The organism is Chitinimonas taiwanensis DSM 18899, assembly GCF_900119825.1.
Classification (GTDB): Bacteria; Pseudomonadota; Gammaproteobacteria; order Burkholderiales; family Chitinimonadaceae; genus Chitinimonas; species Chitinimonas taiwanensis.
In genome coordinates this window covers 238,463-256,255 of the sequence record NZ_FPKR01000004.1, presented here as the reverse complement: position 1 = coordinate 256,255, position 17,793 = coordinate 238,463, and the positions used below count along the sequence as shown (strand labels likewise).

18 protein-coding genes are annotated in these 17,793 nt (G+C 61.8%); 10 read left to right on the top strand and 8 right to left on the bottom strand.

Going from position 1 to position 17,793, the window contains the following annotated elements; translation table 11 throughout:
- Window positions 1–37: 37 nt before the first annotated feature.
- From miaA to mutL, 3 genes are read right to left on the bottom strand one after another with little or no spacing between them, the layout of a single operon-like run.
- Entirely contained in the window at window positions 38–961 is a 924-nt protein-coding gene (gene miaA / locus BT173_RS06695) for a tRNA (adenosine(37)-N6)-dimethylallyltransferase MiaA (RefSeq protein WP_072427857.1), read from the bottom strand.
- On the bottom strand, window positions 958–1,728 hold the full coding sequence (locus BT173_RS06690; protein WP_072427856.1) for a hypothetical protein: 771 nt from the start codon (window positions 1,726–1,728) through the stop codon (window positions 958–960). Before BT173_RS06690 ends, miaA begins: the two co-directional genes overlap by 4 nt.
- Window positions 1,728–3,587 carry a DNA mismatch repair endonuclease MutL gene (gene mutL / locus BT173_RS06685; RefSeq protein WP_072427855.1) on the bottom strand — a complete coding sequence of 620 codons (1,860 nt, stop codon included), beginning with the start codon at window positions 3,585–3,587 and terminating at the stop codon, window positions 1,728–1,730. The genes BT173_RS06690 and mutL overlap by 1 nt, the downstream gene beginning before the upstream one ends.
- Window positions 3,588–3,649: 62 nt before the next feature.
- Here mutL and BT173_RS06680 point away from each other — a divergent pair, with 62 nt between their 5' ends.
- Window positions 3,650–4,024, top strand: a complete 375-nt coding sequence (locus BT173_RS06680) for a response regulator (RefSeq protein WP_072427922.1) — start codon at window positions 3,650–3,652, stop codon at window positions 4,022–4,024.
- A 58-nt stretch (window positions 4,025–4,082) separates the two neighbouring features.
- Here BT173_RS06680 and BT173_RS06675 read toward each other — a convergent pair whose 3' ends face one another.
- Both BT173_RS06675 and tsaE read right to left on the bottom strand, forming a co-directional pair.
- Window positions 4,083–5,357 (bottom strand): N-acetylmuramoyl-L-alanine amidase, encoded by a 1,275-nt coding sequence (locus BT173_RS06675; RefSeq protein ID WP_072427854.1) that lies wholly within the window; start codon window positions 5,355–5,357, stop codon window positions 4,083–4,085.
- Window positions 5,309–5,806, bottom strand: a complete 498-nt coding sequence (gene tsaE, locus BT173_RS06670) for a tRNA (adenosine(37)-N6)-threonylcarbamoyltransferase complex ATPase subunit type 1 TsaE (protein WP_072427853.1) — start codon at window positions 5,804–5,806, stop codon at window positions 5,309–5,311. The genes BT173_RS06675 and tsaE overlap by 49 nt, the downstream gene beginning before the upstream one ends.
- An 18-nt stretch (window positions 5,807–5,824) precedes the next feature.
- On the opposite strand from tsaE, the gene queG reads away from it, so the two are divergent.
- From queG to BT173_RS06645, 5 genes are all read left to right on the top strand, one after another.
- Window positions 5,825–6,901, top strand: coding sequence for a tRNA epoxyqueuosine(34) reductase QueG (queG, locus tag BT173_RS06665; protein ID WP_084658267.1), 1,077 nt, complete (start codon window positions 5,825–5,827; stop codon window positions 6,899–6,901).
- 63 nt (window positions 6,902–6,964) lie between these two features.
- Window positions 6,965–7,774 (top strand): glutamate racemase, encoded by an 810-nt coding sequence (murI, locus tag BT173_RS06660; protein ID WP_072427851.1) that lies wholly within the window; start codon window positions 6,965–6,967, stop codon window positions 7,772–7,774.
- Between the two features lie 68 nt (window positions 7,775–7,842).
- A complete protein-coding gene (locus BT173_RS06655) occupies window positions 7,843–8,313 on the top strand; it encodes a hypothetical protein (protein WP_072427850.1) in 471 nt (156 codons plus the stop codon).
- A 119-nt stretch (window positions 8,314–8,432) separates the two neighbouring features.
- Entirely contained in the window at window positions 8,433–9,800 is a 1,368-nt protein-coding gene (gene purB / locus BT173_RS06650) for an adenylosuccinate lyase (RefSeq protein WP_072427849.1), read from the top strand.
- 21 nt (window positions 9,801–9,821) lie between these two features.
- Window positions 9,822–11,324 carry a YdgA family protein gene (locus BT173_RS06645; RefSeq protein ID WP_072427848.1) on the top strand — a complete coding sequence of 501 codons (1,503 nt, stop codon included), beginning with the start codon at window positions 9,822–9,824 and terminating at the stop codon, window positions 11,322–11,324.
- 145 nt (window positions 11,325–11,469) lie between these two features.
- Here the strand turns inward: BT173_RS06645 and ppnP are convergent, their stop codons facing one another.
- Together ppnP and rsmD are read right to left on the bottom strand one after the other, a co-directional pair.
- Window positions 11,470–11,751 (bottom strand): pyrimidine/purine nucleoside phosphorylase, encoded by a 282-nt coding sequence (ppnP, locus tag BT173_RS06640; protein WP_072427847.1) that lies wholly within the window; start codon window positions 11,749–11,751, stop codon window positions 11,470–11,472.
- Between the two features lie 80 nt (window positions 11,752–11,831).
- Window positions 11,832–12,416, bottom strand: a complete 585-nt coding sequence (rsmD, locus tag BT173_RS06635) for a 16S rRNA (guanine(966)-N(2))-methyltransferase RsmD (RefSeq protein ID WP_072427846.1) — start codon at window positions 12,414–12,416, stop codon at window positions 11,832–11,834.
- An 83-nt stretch (window positions 12,417–12,499) separates the two neighbouring features.
- On the opposite strand from rsmD, the gene ftsY reads away from it, so the two are divergent.
- The 4 genes from ftsY to rpoH all read left to right on the top strand — a co-directional run bounded on the left by ftsY (window position 12,500) and on the right by rpoH (window position 16,202).
- Window positions 12,500–13,666: a signal recognition particle-docking protein FtsY gene (ftsY, locus tag BT173_RS06630; RefSeq protein ID WP_217651412.1), complete on the top strand. Its 1,167-nt coding sequence runs from the start codon at window positions 12,500–12,502 to the stop codon at window positions 13,664–13,666.
- 31 nt (window positions 13,667–13,697) lie between these two features.
- A complete protein-coding gene (ftsE, locus tag BT173_RS06625; protein WP_072427845.1) occupies window positions 13,698–14,351 on the top strand; it encodes a cell division ATP-binding protein FtsE in 654 nt (217 codons plus the stop codon).
- Window positions 14,348–15,253, top strand: a complete 906-nt coding sequence (gene ftsX, locus BT173_RS06620; RefSeq protein WP_072427844.1) for a permease-like cell division protein FtsX — start codon at window positions 14,348–14,350, stop codon at window positions 15,251–15,253. Before ftsE ends, ftsX begins: the two co-directional genes overlap by 4 nt.
- 103 nt (window positions 15,254–15,356) lie before the next feature.
- A complete protein-coding gene (rpoH, locus tag BT173_RS06615) occupies window positions 15,357–16,202 on the top strand; it encodes an RNA polymerase sigma factor RpoH (protein ID WP_072427843.1) in 846 nt (281 codons plus the stop codon).
- A gap of 83 nt (window positions 16,203–16,285) precedes the next feature.
- On the opposite strand, the gene BT173_RS06610 is transcribed toward rpoH, so the two are convergent.
- Window positions 16,286–17,764 (bottom strand): O-antigen ligase family protein, encoded by a 1,479-nt coding sequence (locus BT173_RS06610; protein ID WP_175545566.1) that lies wholly within the window; start codon window positions 17,762–17,764, stop codon window positions 16,286–16,288.
- Window positions 17,765–17,793: the final 29 nt, after the last annotated feature.

Here is a 17,793-nt window from a genome sequence, read left to right as displayed (position 1 = left end):
CCTGAATGAAATCGCCCCCGCAGATGCGGGGGCTTTTTTATGCAAGAAATGCAGCGAGTTGGTGAGAGGCCGCGGCATCAGCGGCATTGCATGGCACCAAGCCCTCCATTCCCCTCAGCCAGGTAATCTGCCGCTTGGCCAATTGGCGGGTGGCGTAGATACCGGTGTCGTGCAGGGTGCTTAGGTCGATTTCGCCGTCCAGGTATTGCCAGGCCTGGCGGTAACCCACGCAGCGCATGGAGGGCAGATCGGGCTGTAGCGGGTAGCGCGCACGCAGGCCTGCCACTTCGTCGATGAAGCCTTGGGCCAGCATCTGCTCGAAGCGCAGCGCGATGCGTGCGTGCAGGATGGCGCGGTCGACGGGCAGCAGCGCCAGTTTGAGCAAGTCGTAGGGCAAGGCCTCATTGGTCTGCTCGGCCAGCCAGGCCGACATCGGGCGCTGGCTGATGCGGAAAATTTCCAGCGCACGGCCAATGCGCTGGCTGTCGTTCGGGCTCAGGCGCGCGGCGGTGGTCGGGTCGACACGGGTCAGTTCGGCGTGCAGGGCCGGCCAGCCACGTTCAGCCGCCTCGGCTTCCAGCGCCTGGCGTACCTGCGCATCGGCGCGCGGCAGATCGTGCAGGCCGTGCTGCAGCGCATTGAAGTACAGCATGGTGCCCCCCACCAGCAGCGGCACCCGCCCGCGTGCCGTGATCTCGTCCATCAGGCGCAGGGCATCGGCGCGGAACTGCGCGGCCGAATACACCTCGGTCGGGTCGATGATATCGATCAGATGGTGCGGGGCCGCCGCCAGCTCGGCGGCGCTAGGCTTGGCGGTGCCGATATCCATACCGCGAAACACCAGCGCCGAATCGACCGAGATCAACTCCACGGGAAAGCGCTGCGCGAGCTCGATGGCCAGCGCGGTCTTGCCGCTGGCGGTGGGGCCCATCAGGAAGATGGCCTTGGGCTGCGCACTCATCCTACCCGCCTTGCCAGCTTGGTCGCGAACAGGCCGACCGCCAGGCCGGCCAAGAGCGCAGGCAGAAAAGCCCAGGCATGCAGGCTGGGAATGCTGTAGCCCAGTACATAAAAGAACACGGTAAAGCCCATCAGCCCGGTCAGAAAGCCGCGCAAGGCCAGCAGCAATGCATCGCGCCCGGCATTGGCAAAGGTGAAAGCGGGAATCACGGTGGCAGCAATCGGCGCGCCGGTGAAGATGCCGGTCAGCGTGGGGCCGAACAGGCCAGCCGCAGCAGTCAGCGACAGCACAAGGCCGGCAGCCGCGGCCATGCGGGTGGCGATTTCGATGCGCGGCAGCTGGGCCACACGCGGCGCGGCGCTGGGCCTGGGCAGCCAGCGGGTGGCGGCAAACCACAGGCCGGGCAGCACCAACAGGCCGAGCCATAGCGCATGGGCAAGACCCAGCAGATTGAGCAGCAAGCCGCTGGCCAGATAGCCTAGCCAGCCGATCGGGATGGCCACATACCAGGCCCAGCGCGCGCTGGCAAAGCCGACCAGCAGCATGTACACGATATTCGCCCACACCCCAACGGGCGCGGCCAGCGCCACCTCAGCGGCGAACTCGGGGCCGCGGGTCAGCCACAGGGCCAGCACCACCGGGCCGCCCACCAGGGGCAGGCCGCCCATCAGGCCGGCAATATTCGGCCCCCAACGTTTACCAGCCAGACTGGCGAGCGCAATCATCAGCGGGGCGGCCAGCAGTTTGACCAGGAAGGCAATCGTCATCACTGGCCCCGCATGAACAGCTTGTCGAGCTCGTTCATGCTCAGACGGAACCAGGTCGGCCGGCCGTGGTTGCATTGACCGGAACGCTCGGTGGCTTCCATCTCGCGCAACAGCGCATTCATCTCCGGCAGTGTCAGGCTGCGATTGGCGCGCACCGCGCCGTGGCAGGCCATACTGGCCAGCAGCTGATCGCGCTTTTCGGTCAGCATGCGGCTGGCGCCCACGGTGCGGATATCGGCCAGCAGCGAGCGCGCCAGCTCGATCGCATCTGCATCACGCAGCAGCATGGGAATCGCACGCACCGCCAGCTGGTTCGGCCCCAGCACGGCCATTTCGAACCCGATCTGGCGCAGGGTGTCGGCATGTTCTTCCACGGTGGCCACATCGAGCCGGTCGGCCGGAAAGGCGAGCGGGATCAGCAGCGGCTGGGTCGGCATCTCGGCCGCATCCAGCGCGGTCTTCAGTCTTTCGTACACCACGCGCTCGTGCGCGGCATGCATGTCCACCACGATCAGGCCATCGCGCGCCTGGGCCAATACATACACGCCATGCAGCTGGGCCAGCGCAAAACCCAGCGGCGGGAAGTCGTCCTCGCCCGCAGGCAGCGCGCGGCTGGTCTGCGGCGCAGCCGGCAGGACGTAGGTCGGTACAGGTCGGTCCGCCACCTCGGTGCTAGCCAGGGCATCCTGAGCGCGCGCTGCCTCGCGCAGACCGCCAAACAAGGTGCCGTAGAAATCAGCCGGCGCCCCCTCGTTAACGGCCAGCGGCATGCGCATCTGCTCGAAACTGGGCTTGGGATAGCTGAATGTGCCGAGGCTGCCAGGCACGACATCGTCGGCCGGGCTATCACCGTTAGGCGCAAGACTGCCGGCACGGGTCTCGGCCAGCGCGCGATTGAGCGAATGGAACAAGAAGCGATGCACAGCCTGCGATTCGCGAAAGCGCACCTCGGTCTTGGTCGGATGCACATTGACATCCACCGCTTCCGGATCGAGCTCGATAAACAGCACATATAGCGGCTGCCTATCCAGATGCAGCACGTCCTGGTAGGCCTGCCGCACCGCGTGCAGCACCACCTTGTCGCGCACGAAGCGGCCATTGACGAACACAAACTGCGCATCGCGCCCCGCACGCGACAGGGTGGGCGAGCCGGCAAAACCTGCCAGACGCAGGCCGCCGGCCGCCTGTTCGATCTGCAACATGCTGTCGGCAAACTCATTGCCCAGCACCGCGCGCATGCGCTCGCTGGGCGATTCGGACTTCAGCCGCCACTGCACCTTGCCATTGTGGGTCAGGGTCAGGGCCAGATCAGGGCGCGACAGCGCCACGCGCTTGAACACGTCTTCGCAGTGCGCGTACTCAGTCGCGGCCGTCTTCAGGAATTTGCGCCGTGCCGGCACATTGAAATACAGATCGCGCACCTCCACCGTGGTGCCACGTGCCAGTGCGGCCGGCTCGGCCTCATGGATCAGACCATTGTCGGCCTCCACGCGCCAGGCCTGCTCGCTGCCCTCGGCGCGGCTACTGAGGCTCAGCTGCGAGACCGAGGCAATGCTGGCAAGACCTTCGCCGCGAAAACCCAGCGTGCGCACCTTGTGCAGGTCTTCCAGTGAGGCGATCTTGCTGGTGGCATGCCGACTCAGCGCCAGGGCCAGCTCGGCGCGGTCTATGCCGCTGCCGTCATCACTAACCCGGATCAGCTTGCTGCCCCCTTCGGCCAGGTCTACGCTGATGGAGGCCGCGCCGGCATCCAGGCTGTTTTCCATCAGCTCCTTGAGCGCCGACGCCGGGCGTTCAACCACCTCGCCGGCAGCGATCTGGTTGACGAGATGATCGGGCAGTAAGCAGATTTTCGACATTGAAACGGACTTTGGAGGCAGGCCGGCAGTATATCAGCCGCCTCGCATCCGCCGAGGTAAGCATGCCGGCCGATAAGCCCAGCTTTTTCGTCATCGACGACGACAGCATTCTGCGTACGCTGATACGCGGCATCCTGACCGATGCCGGCCTTGAGCACGCCGGCTCGGCCAGCACGGGCGAGGAAGGCATTCAGGGCTGCCAGGACAAATCACCCGATCTGGTGCTACTAGATATCAATCTGCCCGGCAGCGACGGCATCGATGTATTGGCCACCCTGCGCCAGCTGCGCAAGCCCCCCAAGGTGATCATGGTCAGTGCCGAGGCCACCTTGCCGCGGGTGAAGGCTGCCACGGCGCTCGGTGTGGATGGCTTTATCGTCAAACCCTTCAGCGCCGGCAAACTGATTGAAGCGGTGGAGAACGCGCTGCGCTATTAAGCCGCCAAGCCGGGCGCAGAAAAACCAACGGCCCCACCAGGGGCCGTTGTGCTGCGCATCAGCTTTGTGCGAGCTTGTTGCGCGCCAGTGGCGGGTTCTTGGACAGATAGCGCTTGATGCCGGCCAGCAGGCTTTCCGCCATCTTGGTCTGGTAGGCCTCGTCGGCCAGCTTCTTCTCTTCCTCCGGATTGGAGATAAAGGCGGTCTCGACCAGCACCGAGGGAATATCCGGCGCCTTGAGCACGGCGAAGCCGGCCTGCTCGACATGCGGCTTGTGCAGGCGGTTGATCTCGCCGATGGCGGTCAGCATGGCCTTGCCGAGCTTGAGGCTGTCATTGATGGTGGCGGTCTGGGTCAGGTCGAGCAGAGTCTTGGCCAAATGCGGGTCTTTCACATCCAGACGCACGCCGCCAATCAAATCCGACTCGTTCTGAGTCTTGGCCAGCCATTTGGCCGCGGTGCTGGTCGCACTGCCCTCGCTGAGCGCAAACACCGAAGAGCCATTTGCATCCGGGCGCACGAAGGCATCGGCATGGATGGACATGAACAGGTCGGCATTGACCTTGCGCGCCTTGACCACGCGCTGCCCGAGCGGCACGAAGTAGTCGTCATCGCGGGTCAGCACGGCGCGCATATTCGGCTCCTTGTCGATCAGCGACTTGAGCTTCTTGCCAATGGCCAACGTAACGGTCTTCTCATAGGTGCCGCCCTTGCCTACCGCCCCCGGGTCTTCGCCGCCATGGCCTGGGTCGATGGCGATGGTCACCAACCGGTCGACCTTCAGCTCCTCGGCCTCGCCGCGCCCGTTCTCGACCTTTTGCGGCTTACTGGCCGGCTGGGGCGGCGCTTTGCCGTCCTGCAACAGGGCCAACAAAGGGTCTTCGCTCTTGGCCGGATAAAGATCGATAACCAGACGGTGCTGGTATTCGCCAAATGGCTCGAGCGCGAACACCTGCGGGCGCACCTCGGTTTTCAGGTCCAGCACCACCCGCACCGTGCCAGGCTTGAAGCGCCCGGCACGCAACTGCTTCACATACGGGTCCTCGGTACCGATGCGTCCAGCGATATTGCTGAGCTCCTCGCCCCAGTCGGCCCCTTCGAGGTCAACCACTAGGCGCTCGGGATCGGGCACAGTGAAGTGTTTGAACTGCAGCGGGGCATTCGCCTCAAGCGTGATGCGGGTATAGGCCTTGGCCGGCCAGACGCGCACCGCCACCACTGCACTGCCCGCAAAAGCGCGCGGGGCGATGCCAAACAGCAGGCTGGCGACTGCGCCTTGCAGGATCAGGCGGCGCTTGGGGTCGGCAGGGAATCGGTCAAACTTGCGAGACATGTCTTTCCAGTCAGCGTTTCAGCCTGCAGGGTCAGGCGCCGGCCGTCGGCCTCGGGCAGCAGGGTGATGATCCAGTCGGGCGGGGGAAGCAGGCCGGCGGCCTTATCGGGCCACTCGACCATGCACACGCTGGTCGGGTTGAACATTTCCCGAAAGCCAGCATCTTCCCATTCACTCGGATCACCAAACCTATATAAATCAAAGTGATGGAATTGTAAGTTAGAAACTACGTAAGGTTCAACCAAGGTATAGGTGGGACTTTTCACCCGCCCGGCATAACCCAGGCCGCGCAGTATGCCGCGAGTCAGCGTGGTTTTGCCGGCGCCGAGGTCGCCATGCAGAAAAACAGTGAGTCCGCCGCGCAGCGCGCTGGCGAGGATTTCCCCCAGACCAAGGGTGGCAGCCTCGTCGGCCAGGAAGGCGCTCAGGGTATGATCTTGCCTATGCATGATGGAAATGAACCTGCCATGGAACGGGATTGGACGGCGTTGGCCGGCGATATTAAGCGCTGGGCCAAGGAGCTGGGCTTTGATGCGGCCCAGATTGGCGATGCCGATCTGGGTGCCGAGGTCGAAGCCGGCCTGACGGCCTGGCTGGACGCCGGCTTTCACGGCGAGATGGATTATATGGCGGCGCACGGCATGAAGCGCGCACGCCCTGCCGAGTTGGTACCCGGCACGCGGCGGGTGATCTCGCTGCGCATGAACTACCGCCCGCCAGAGGCCAAGTCCAGCGAGGCCGTACTGGCCGATGGCGAGGCGGCGTTTATCTCGCGCTATGCGCTGGGGCGCGATTACCACAAGGTGTTGCGCAATCGCCTACAGAAGCTGGCCGAGCGCATTGCCGACTGCGTGGGCCCCACCGGCTACCGCGCCTTTGTCGATTCCGCCCCGGTGATGGAGGTGGCGGCCGCCGAGCGCGCTGGCCTGGGCTGGCGCGGCAAGCACACCCTGCTGCTGACGCGCGAGCATGGCTCTTTCTTTTTCCTGGGCGAATTGTTCACCGATCTGCCGCTGCCCATCGACCCGCCGCTCGCGCAGGAACACTGCGGACGCTGCACGCGCTGCCTGGATGTCTGCCCGACTCAGGCCATCGTGGCGCCCTATCAGGTCGATGCACGGCGCTGCATCTCCTATCTGACCATCGAGCTCAAGGGCGCGATTCCCGCCGAGCTGCGCCCGCTGCTCGGTAACCGCGTCTACGGCTGCGACGACTGCCAATTGTTCTGCCCGTGGAACCGCTTCGCCGTAGACACTAGCGAAGCCGACTTCGCGGTGCGCAACGGCCTGGATGCCGCCAGCCTAGTCGAGCTATTTGCCTGGAGCGAGCAGGATTTCCTCAACCGCCTGGCCGGCACGGCCATCTACCGCATCGGTTACGAGCGCTGGCTGCGCAATCTAGCCGTCGGCCTGGGCAATGCTCCGAGCAGCCCCGCAGTGCTTGCTGCACTGGCCAGCCGCCAGGCCGATGCCACGCCCCTGGTGCGCGAACACATAGACTGGGCGCTTGCGCAGCACCAGCAGCGCGGCGCCAGCCTCGCATAAAGCGCACTGGGCCTGGCGCGCAGCTGGCGTAGAATGGCGACTTCCCATCGTCATCCACCTGCCATGCCCTCCCCGCTCGCTTCCCGCCCAATCGGCGTCTTTGATTCTGGTATCGGCGGCCTAACCGTTACCCGCGCGCTGATGGAGCGCCTGCCTTTCGAGAACATCGTCTATTTCGGCGATACCGCACGCGTGCCCTATGGCGTGAAGTCCACCGCCACCATCGAACAGTTCGCCCAACAGATCGTCGACTTCCTCATGCAGCAGGAAGTGAAGCTGCTGGTCATCGCCTGCAACACTATCTCGGCCGTGGCTGCCAACAAGATCCGCGCCCGGGTATCGGTGCCGGTTATCGACGTGATTGAGGCCGGCGCGCGCAATGCGGTGGCCGTGACCCAGAACGACGCTATTGGCGTGATCGCCACGCCCACCACGGTCAACTCGAACGCCTACGCGCGTGGTGTGCATGCACTGAATGCCGATGCGCGCGTCTATTCGCAAGCCTGCCCGCTGCTGGTGCCGCTGGTGGAAGAAGGCTGGCTCGATCACCCGGTGACCCGCCTCACCGTGCAGGAATACCTGAAGCCGGTCCTGGCCGAGGGCATCGACACCCTGGTACTCGGCTGTACCCATTACCCACTGCTTAAACCGTTGCTCGCGCAGGAAGCCGGCAGCAGCATCAAGCTGGTCGACTCCGCGGTCAGCGTGGCCGAGCAGGTGGCAGCCACACTGAGCGAGCTGGGTATCGCCAATCCGCAGCGCGCCGAGCCCGATTACCGCTACTACGTGACGGATATTCCGCTGCGTTTTCAGACCGTGGGTGAGCGCTTTCTGGGGCGCAGTCTCAAGCATCTGGAAATGGTGCAACTGTGACGGCGGCCGCCTAGCAAGCGCTTTATCGGCATGCGATGATGCGCGCCACGACAAATAAGGAGTTCAACATGAAGCACGCATTGCGCCCCTATGCCCTATTGAGTGGCCTATTGCTGCTGGCCGGCTGCGCCAGCGCGCCGGTCGCCCCTTCGGCACCGGTCAGCCAGCCTGCTGAAGTCGCCACACCCACCCCAGCCGTCAGCGCGCCGGCCAGCGCCGCCATCCTCGGCAGCTGGGAAGGCAAGTGGACCATCGAGAGCATGGGTTATGAGGGCAAGACCGTGGTGGTGATCGAGCAGGTGAACGGCAATGCCGTCAGCGGCCGCGCCACCATGTTCGATACGCCCTATGGCGACCTGACTGAAGACTTCGCCCCCGCCACCTTCGACGGCAGCAAGCTGAATGTGAAGCACGCCAACAATGCCAGCTATGTACTAACCCTGAGCGAAAAGGACGGTAAGCCGCGCCTGGTTGGCCCGCTCGTGTATATCACCGATGCCGGCACCTATAACGGCACCATCCGGGTCAGCAAGAAGTAAGCCCTTGATCAGACTATGGTAATAAGCAGCCTTCGGGCTGCTTTTTTCTTGCGCGCGCTGGGCAGCAAAGCGGACCATGCTAGAATCGCGGGCTTGTTTTGATGAGACTTTTTCACGCCATGACGCTTTCTACCCTCACCGCCCTTTCCCCGCTCGACGGCCGCTATAGCAAGCAGGTCAATGCCCTGCGCGACTGCTTCAGCGAATACGCCCTGGTCAAGTACCGGGTGAAGGTTGAAGTGGAGTGGCTGAAGGCGCTGGCCGCCGAGCCGGCCATTGTCGAAGTACCGGCATTCTCGGCCGCCACGATTGCCGAACTGGACGAGGTGGTCGCCAACTTCTCCGAGGCGCATGCCGGTGAGGTAAAGGCGATCGAAAGCCGCACCAATCACGACGTGAAGGCAGTTGAGTACTGGCTGAAGGAGCGTCTATCCGGCAACCCGGAAATCGGTCCGGTCAGCGAGTTCTTCCACTTCGCCTGCACCTCGGAAGACATCAATAACCTCAGCCACGCACTGATGCTGAAGGCTGGCCGCGAAGCCATGCTGCCCCAGCTGCAAGGCATCATCGACCGTCTGAAGGCCCAGGCCATCGACCTGGCCGATGCGCCTATGATGTCGCGCACCCATGGCCAGCCTGCCACGCCGAGCACCATGGGCAAGGAAATGGCCAATATCGCCTACCGCCTCGAGCGCCAGATCAAGCGCATCGGCGCAGTCGAGCTGCTGGGCAAGATCAATGGCGCAGTCGGCAATTACAACGCCCATCTGAGCGCCTACCCGGAAATCGACTGGCCGGCCTTTGCACAGCGCTTTGTTGAATCGCTGGGCATCAGCTTCAACCCCTACACGATCCAGATCGAGCCGCACGACTACATGAGCGAGCTCTACGATCACTTCGCGCGCGCCAACACCATCCTGATCGATATGAACCGCGATATCTGGGGTTATATCTCGCTCGGCTTCTTCAAGCAGAAGGTCAAGGAAGGCGAAGTGGGCAGCTCGACCATGCCGCACAAGGTCAACCCGATCGACTTCGAGAACTCGGAAGGCAATCTGGGCCTCGCTAACGCCCTGCTCACCCATCTGAGCCAGAAGCTGCCGATCTCGCGCTGGCAGCGCGATCTGACCGATTCGACCGTGCTGCGCAATATGGGCGTGGCGCTTGGTTACACCCTGCTCGGCTATGCCTCGGCCATCAAGGGTCTGGACAAGCTGCAGGCCAACCGCGCCGCCATGGCCGCCGACCTCGACGCCAACTGGGAAGTGCTGGCAGAGCCAATCCAGACCGTGATGCGTCGCTACGCAGTGCCGAATGCCTATGAGCAGCTGAAAGACCTGACCCGCGGCAAGGCCGGCATCAACCGCGACACCCTGCACGCCTTCATCAAAACCCTGGCCATTCCGGAACCGGAGAAGGCCCGCCTGCTCGAACTGACACCGGCCAGCTATCTGGGCCGCGCTATCGAACTTGCCCGCAATATCTAAACCTTCAAGGCACACGCGCTCGTGAACCCCAAGCAGAAGATTCCTCTTATCGCCGTCGCCGTTGTCGGCGCCCTCGCCCTTGCCTACACCGGCGCCAGCTGGTGGGCCGGCAAGCAGGCGGAAACCACCCTGGCCAAGCAGCACCAGCTGCTGGCCGATCTGCCCTACTTCGTGGTCAAGTCGCGCGACTACCAGCGTGGCATCTTCAGCTCGCACGAGCGCACCACCATTGCCTTGAACCCGAACCTGATCAAGCCCTACCAGCTGCTGCAGCTGCAGGCTCTGGGCGATGTGAAGCTGGAGCTTAGCTACACCCAGACCATCAAGCACGGCCCGCTGCCCCTGCTGCTGCAAGGCAACCCCAAGCCTTTGAAGGCAGCCGTCAGCACCGAGATCGAGTTCAATCCGGACACCCAGGCCCTGTTGAAGAAGGTCTTCGGCGATCAGCAGGCACTGCAGATCGAGAACCAGATCGCCTTCAACGACGATGGCGTGGTCAAGGTCCGTATCCCCAACTTCACCTATGAGGAGACGCTGGCCAAGGTGAAGTCGGTCTGGCAGGGGTTGGACGCCACGATTGCCTACGGCGGCGACTTCAACAAGGTCGATATCAGCGCCGTGGCGCCCGGTCTGCATTTCGAGGCCGGCACCAAGGGCACGCTCGATATCAAGGATTTTCGCTTCGAGGCGCATAACCAGCGCGGCAAAGCCGGCCTGATGCTGGGCGACGGCAAGCTGACGCTGGCCTCGGCCACCTTCAAGCGCAGCGAGGAAGATCCGGCGCTGGACATCAAGCTCGATAAGCTCAGCTATCTGGTCAACACCACCGAGAAGGGCGAGTTCATCGACTCGAGTGGCGATGTGAACCTGGCTGGCCTGTTGCTGAATGGCAAGCAGTACGGCCCAGCCGTGCTGTCGGTATCGGCCAACCATCTGCATGGCCCGACGCTGGCCAAGCTATCCAAGCGCATCACCGATATCCAGCGCAAGGTGACCGACCCGGCCGAGCAGGCTGCCAAGATCTTCGCCACGCTGAAGACCGATGGCCTGCCACTGCTGCGCAATGACCCGGCCCTGTCGGTGAAGAAGCTGTCGGTTAAGCTGCCGGAGGGCGAAGTGTTCCTGAAGGCTGATCTGGCCCTGAAGGGCTTCCAGGACGGTGATCTGGACATGCCGCTCAAGCTGCTCGAGCGCCTGCAAGCCAGCGCGGACCTAAAGGTGCCCAAGCAGGTCATCGAGACCTATGTACTCTGGCAGGCACGCAGCATGATTGCGGTAGACACCGAGGATGGCGAGCATCCGGACACGGCTGATCTGGAGAACCTGGCGCGCAATCTGATGGAAAGCCAGATCCGCAAGCTGACCGAGCAGAATTTGATCAAGGCCGATGGCGACACGCTGAGCACCAGCGCCGAGTGGAAAGCCGGCCGCCTGAATGTGAACGGCTCGGCCATCCCCCTGCCTTGGCAGGCCGCGCCGGCTGCCGATGCACAGATGCCGACCGAAGAAGCGCCACAGCAATAAAGCGCGCACAGCAAGAAAAAGCCCGATCCTTGGATCGGGCTTTTTCATTCGCGCGGCGATGCACGCTATGCAGCAGTGCTAACAACATGTCGTGCAACTGATCGGCATGCGCGCCAAGCGCAGCCAGCAGCTTACCTCGTCAGACTTAACGGTACTCGCACAGATAAGCGGTATCCACGGTGACCTTGAGCTGGAACTTGCTATTGGCCGGCACGGTAAAGCGGCTACCGGCCGCAAACACTTCCCATTGCTCGCTGCCCGGTAGCTTGACGGTCAGGGCGCCAACGACCACATGCATGACTTCCAGCTGGGCAGTACCAAACTCATACTCACCCGGCGCCATCACACCCACCGTGGCCGGACCCTCGGCCATGCCGAAGGCAATCGATTTGACCGTACCACCGAAATACTCATTGACCTTGAACATGCTGATCTCGCTGAAGGGGAAAAGAGAAAGCGCAGTATGCCCAAGCCGCGTACGGTGCTTGATAACTTGTGTTTAGCCGCTTATGCCGCACTGGCCAGCGGCTGCAACAAACCATAGTGCACCACGCCGGCCTTGCCCTGGCGCAGCACTTCCCAGCCCGTAAGTTCAGGCCAGTCGGCCGTCTCGATGTATACACAGCCTTCCGGCTTCAGGCGCGGCGCGATGGCCACCAGCGCCTTGGGCAGTAAATCACTGGCAAACGGCGGATCGAGAAACACCACATCGAACTGCTCGCTGCTGCGCGCCAGCCAGGCAAGGGCCTCCGCGGCAACGATCTCGACGGCGTTGACCTGCAAGAGTGCGCGATTGGACTGCAGGGCCGCCAGTGCGGGGCGAGCCATTTCCACCATCACCACGCGGCTCGCGCCACGCGAGGCGGCCTCGAAACCGAGCGCGCCGCTGCCGGCGAACAGGTCGAGGCAGCTTTGGCCATACAGCTCCTGGCCTAGCCAGTTGAACAGGGTTTCACGCACCCGATCCGGGGTCGGGCGCAGGCCCTCGCCATCGGGGAACGGCAGGATGCGGCGGCGGTATTCACCACCGATGATGCGTAACTGATTGACGCCACGAACGGGCTTGCTGGTTTTGGGTGCGAGCTTCGGCATGCGAAGTTTGGGGGAAGGGGTTGAACAGGCTAGAATCCTACCCCAATTCGCCGGCAAGTCCGGCACCGGAAAGCCACTACTGCATGTCTGAACAAACACCATCGCAAGACAAGGACGCCGGCTGGGGCAAGAAGCTCTGGAAGGCACTGAATACCGACCTCGGTGAACTGGTCGGCAGCGACAAGCCCTCGGAGGCCGAACCCGCCGCGGCGCCCGCACCGGCAGCAGCCGCTTCCACGCCGAGCGCGGCTGCGGGCGAAGAGAAATCCTTCTGGCAGAAAACCGTCGAGGTGCTGAATACCGATGTGACGGTATTGGCCAAGGACGTGGCGCAGGCCTCCAAGGAGGTCTGGCAGTACAAGCTGAAAGCAGGTCTGGCCAAGACACGCGACAAGCTCGGCAAGGAGCTGGCCACGCTGTTTGGCGGCGGCCAGATCGACGAGGATTTGTACGAGGAGCTGGAAACGGTGCTGCTGACCGCCGATATGGGCGTGGATGCCACCAACCACCTGCTCAAGGATGTGCGCAGCCGCGTCACGCTGGCCGGCCTCAAGGATGCCAGCGAGCTGCGCGGCGCCTTGAAGGGCGCGCTGACCGAGCTGATCGCGCCACTGGAAAAACCCCTCGTGGTGGAAGGCCATCAGCCCTTCATTATCATGGTGGCCGGCGTGAACGGCGCAGGCAAGACCACCAGCATCGGCAAGCTGGCCAAATACTTCCAAGGTCAGGGCAAGAGTGTGTTGCTGGCCGCCGGCGACACCTTCCGCGCCGCCGCGCGCGAGCAGCTGATGGCTTGGGGCGAGCGCAATAACGTCACGGTGATTGCCCAGGATGGCGGCGATTCGGCCGCGGTGTGCTTCGATGCGATCAATGCCGCCAAGGCGCGCGGTATCGATATCGTGCTGGCCGATACGGCCGGCCGCCTGCCTACCCAGCTGCATCTGATGGACGAGATCGCCAAGGTCAAACGGGTGATTACCAAGGCCGATGCCAGCGGCCCGCACGAGGTCTTGCTGGTACTGGACGCCAATACCGGCCAGAACGCACTAGCTCAGGTCAAAGCCTTCGATGACGCGCTGGGCCTGACAGGCCTGGTGCTAACCAAGCTGGACGGCACCGCCAAGGGCGGCGTGATTGCCGGCATTGCCAAGCAAAAGCCGATTCCGCTGCGCTTTATCGGCGTGGGCGAAGGCATTGATGATTTGCGCCCCTTCGAAGCGAAGGACTATGTGGACGCCCTAATCGAGTGAGGAATGGGGCCCATCCGGTGCCCGCGCAAACATGATCCAGTTCAACCAAGTCAGCAAACGCTACCCAGGCGGCTTTGAAGCGCTGAAGAATCTGAGCTTCCAGATCGACGCCGGCGAGCTGGTCTTTCTGGCCGGCCATTCCGGCGCCGGCAAATCCACCCTGCTCAAGCTGATCGCGGGCATAGACAGGCCGACGGCCGGCTCGGTGGTGGTCAATGGTCAGAACCTGGCCAGCATCAGCCGCGGCGCCCTGCCCTTTCTGCGCCGCCATATCGGCCTGATCTTCCAGGATCACAAGATCCTGTTCGACCGCACGGTGTTCGACAATGTGATGCTGCCGCTGGACATCGTCGGTTATGACCGGCGCGAAGCGGCGCGGCGCGCGCGCGCGGCGCTGGATAAGGTTGGTTTGCTGGGACGGGAAAAGCTCAATCCGATCTCGCTCTCGGGCGGCGAGCAACAACGCCTGTGCATCGCGCGCGCCGTCGTGCATCGTCCGTCCATCCTGCTGGCCGACGAACCGACCGGCAACCTCGACCGCGCCTATGCGCTCGACATCATGGAATTGTTTAAGAGCTTTCATCAGGTCGGGGTAACCATCGTGATTTCCGCCCACGATGAAAGCCTGATGGCCGATTACGGCCGGCGCATCCTGCGCCTTAACAAGGGGCAGTTCACCCAATGATCCACTGGCTACGCCTCCATCGCCTGGCCTTGCTGGCCACGCTGCGCCTGATCCTGGCCCATCCGCTCGCGTCCTTGTTCAATCTGCTGGTGATCGGCATCGCGGTTGCCCTGCCGCTGGGCCTGTATGCACTGGTCAGCAATCTGCAAGGGCTGGCCGGCCAGCTCCCAACCGAGACCCAAGCCAGCGTCTTCCTGCACACCAACGCCGGCCCCGCCGATATCGGCCGCGTGCAAACCCTGCTGAGCCAGGACCCGGCCATTGCCAGCGCGCGCCATATCAATAAGCACCAGGCCCTGAAAGACCTCGAGCAGACCAGCGGCATGGCCGACCTGCTTGCCGGCCTGGGCGACAACCCGCTGCCCGACAGCTTCGAGCTGACCCTGAAGGATGGCGCCAGCACCGATCTCGCCGCGCTGCAGACGCGCCTGAAAGCCGACGCAGCCATCGAGTATGTGCAGCTTGATTCCGAATGGGCGCAGCGCCTGGCCAGCATCATCCGCCTGGGGCGCGAGGCCGCCCTGACCGTGGCCGCACTGTTCGGCGCCGCTCTGATGCTGATCACCGCCAATTTGATCCGCATGCAGATCCTCACCCGCCGCGAGGAAATCGAGGTCAGCAAGCTGATCGGCGCCACCGACAGCTTTATCCGCCGCCCCTTCCTCTACTTCGCCGCCGTGCAAGGTCTGCTCGGTGCCTTGGTCGGCATCGCCCTGGTTGGCTTGGGCTTGAACCGTCTGAACGGCCCGGTCAGCCAGCTGGCCAGCCTGTATGGCCAGAGCTTTCAGCTCCATCTACCCAGCCCGCCCGTGCTGGGTCTGAGTCTCTCCACCGTGGCCCTGCTAAGCCTGTTTGGGGCCACGCTGTCAGTCGGCAAGCATCTGCGCAGCATCGGCAATTAGTCATGGCAATCTGAACCTTTTCGCCCGCTAGCACTCTCATGTCCCGAGTGCTAATATCGTCCAGCCTAACCGCAAGACTTGGGCGAAAAGGAGAAATACGCATATGACCGCCACGTTTACCCTGCCGGTACTGAGTTCCGGCGACAGCCTAGATCGCTATCTGCAGCAGATCGCCGCGATCCCCCTGCTTACCCAGGAGGAAGAGACCGAGCTCGCCACGCGCCTGCAGCAACATAATGATCTCGACGCTGCCGGGAAGCTGGTGATGTCGCATCTGCGCGTCGTGGCCTCGATCGCGCGCGGTTACGCCGGTTATGGTCTACCCCAGGCAGACCTGATCCAGGAAGGCAATATCGGCCTGATGAAGGCCGTGAAGCGCTTCGAGCCGACCCGCGGCGTGCGTCTATTCTCCTTCGCCGTGCATTGGATCCGCGCGGAGATTCACGAGTACATCCTACGTAACTGGCGCCTGGTGCGCATTGCCACCACCAAGGCCCAGCGCAAGCTGTTCTTCAATCTGCGCAGCATGAAGAGCGGCCTGAACGCCCTGACCCATCAGGAAGCACAGCAGATCGCCGATGACCTCGGGGTGAAGCGTGAAGAAGTACTGGAAATGGAAACCCGCATGAGTGGGCACGATGTCGCCCTGGTCGCGGAAGACGGCGACGAGGACAGCTACGCTCCGATCGACTGGCTAGCCGACCACGACAACGAACCGGTCGCCGTACTGGAGCGCCGCGCCACCGACCGTCTGCACGGCGAAGGCCTGCTCAACGCCCTGGAATCCCTCGACCCCCGCAGCCGCCGCATCGTGGAAGCCCGCTGGCTAGGCGACGATAGCGGCGCCACCTTGCACGAACTGGCCGATGAATTCGGCGTATCGGCGGAGCGGATTCGGCAAATTGAGGTGAAGGCGTTGCAGAAAATGCGTATATCACTAGCAAACTAGTCAAACAATTAAGCCCCATAATATGGGGCTTAATTGTTTTCCCGTACACACCACATTACAGCAAAAGCAGACAGTACGCCCCTCTATTCAACCAACTCATTATCGTAGCCAGTTGCCGCTCCGTCCCACCACGTACCTGAAACAATCCATCCCTGACGCCAAAATCTGTAGCTAAAATGCCGATACTTAGGAATATCTTGCAAATAAATCCGCTGACTCTTGTATATGGAAGACAAATTCTGCGGCAACACTGAAACAAGAGAGATAAAGAGCGCCGCGACAGCAGCACACCCCGTGATCAAGGTCCACCGTAATACGCCCCCCAAAGAAACACCTGTCGTACTATCGAGCAGATCGTAGTTGCGCCCCCAAGACCACCCCAGCAGAACAGCCAGCCACAATTGCGGACCAGGCATGGTCATGCTGTCTGAAAATAATGAATCCACCAGCCAAGCAAGAATGGTGGCGAAAATCACAATGTCCAACCAGGCGTCCTTGCGCTCTTGACGCACAGCATTACGTGTACAAACGTATTGCTTAAATATAAGTAACACAATAAATGAAAAGAATAATAATGTGGCTGGCACGCCCCATTCGGAAAGCAGTTGTAGTAGAAAATTATGCGGACCGGATGCAACAGGATTTGGATAACTAGCAAAGTGCATGGGCCCCACGCCAATCCAAGGATGTGCCATCGCTAAGTCGAATGCTTTATTCCATAATACATCTCGGGTTGATAGCCCAGATCTCAGCATAGGGTAGGAGAATGCCATTTCCCCATGCAGGGCCCATGGAAGCAAGCCATAGAGTACCAACCACATTAAGAAACCAGCAACCAGAAATACCGTTAATCTACTTAGATAGGCTCGCCCCTGCACACCAAACGCCACGCCACAAATTAAAGCAGACACCACGACAGCCAGCAGTGTCGCTCGGGCACCCGTAATAATTGCAAGCGACATCCAAAGAGCAGAAATGACGATAAACAACACATAATAATACCTACCACGAGGCATGCAACGGTCAGCAAACAAGCATGCAGGGATAAGCAGGGTCTGAATATGATTAAATACCCTAATATTCCCATAACCTGGAAACATCTTTGCATCAGAAACAAAACTATTAAAAATAAGCGCACTTAAGTATTCGTCAAAGAATGTAAGCGTATTGCCAACAACTGCAGCAAGGAAAAATAAGATGAGCCAACGATCTACGTCCGGCTGACCGCTTCGCCAGCGCGCAATACCTACTGCTAGCAGGCATAACGTTAACCATACTGAAACCTCCAGAATGGCAATAAATGGGCGTAAAGAACTTAGGGCCGAGATCGCTCCTAGCAAGAAGATGCCAAACAATAGGAGCGCACGGTTTTTCAAGGCATCAGGAACCCGCGTCGCTGACCGAAAACTCAAGGGGATTAAACATACGAAGCAAAGTGCGATAAGCTGAAAACTACGATGGAGGTCATAAGACGCGATATCCCATATCCAGGCCGGGCGAGCAAACCACTCCCATATCCAAGGAAAAAGGCTAGCCACTAACAATGCGGGCAATACCAACACGCCCTCGAAGCCACCCCTACCTAGCATTC

Excerpts from the sequence above, each read along its gene's own strand:
- miaA (WP_072427857.1), bottom strand. The coding sequence starts at position 961 with ATGAGTGCGCAGCCCAAGGCCATCTTCCTGATGGGCCCCACCGCCAGC.
- BT173_RS06690 (WP_072427856.1), bottom strand. The coding sequence starts at position 1,728 with ATGACGATTGCCTTCCTGGTCAAACTGCTGGCCGCCCCGCTGATGATT.
- mutL (WP_072427855.1), bottom strand. The coding sequence starts at position 3,587 with ATGTCGAAAATCTGCTTACTGCCCGATCATCTCGTCAACCAGATCGCT.
- BT173_RS06680 (WP_072427922.1), top strand. The coding sequence starts at position 3,650 with ATGCCGGCCGATAAGCCCAGCTTTTTCGTCATCGACGACGACAGCATT.
- BT173_RS06675 (WP_072427854.1), bottom strand. The coding sequence starts at position 5,357 with ATGTCTCGCAAGTTTGACCGATTCCCTGCCGACCCCAAGCGCCGCCTG.
- tsaE (WP_072427853.1), bottom strand. The coding sequence starts at position 5,806 with ATGCATAGGCAAGATCATACCCTGAGCGCCTTCCTGGCCGACGAGGCT.
- queG (WP_084658267.1), top strand. The coding sequence starts at position 5,825 with ATGGAACGGGATTGGACGGCGTTGGCCGGCGATATTAAGCGCTGGGCC.
- murI (WP_072427851.1), top strand. The coding sequence starts at position 6,965 with ATGCCCTCCCCGCTCGCTTCCCGCCCAATCGGCGTCTTTGATTCTGGT.
- BT173_RS06655 (WP_072427850.1), top strand. The coding sequence starts at position 7,843 with ATGAAGCACGCATTGCGCCCCTATGCCCTATTGAGTGGCCTATTGCTG.
- purB (WP_072427849.1), top strand. The coding sequence starts at position 8,433 with ATGACGCTTTCTACCCTCACCGCCCTTTCCCCGCTCGACGGCCGCTAT.
- ppnP (WP_072427847.1), bottom strand. The coding sequence starts at position 11,751 with ATGTTCAAGGTCAATGAGTATTTCGGTGGTACGGTCAAATCGATTGCC.
- rsmD (WP_072427846.1), bottom strand. The coding sequence starts at position 12,416 with ATGCCGAAGCTCGCACCCAAAACCAGCAAGCCCGTTCGTGGCGTCAAT.
- ftsY (WP_217651412.1), top strand. The coding sequence starts at position 12,500 with ATGTCTGAACAAACACCATCGCAAGACAAGGACGCCGGCTGGGGCAAG.
- ftsE (WP_072427845.1), top strand. The coding sequence starts at position 13,698 with ATGATCCAGTTCAACCAAGTCAGCAAACGCTACCCAGGCGGCTTTGAA.
- ftsX (WP_072427844.1), top strand. The coding sequence starts at position 14,348 with ATGATCCACTGGCTACGCCTCCATCGCCTGGCCTTGCTGGCCACGCTG.
- rpoH (WP_072427843.1), top strand. The coding sequence starts at position 15,357 with ATGACCGCCACGTTTACCCTGCCGGTACTGAGTTCCGGCGACAGCCTA.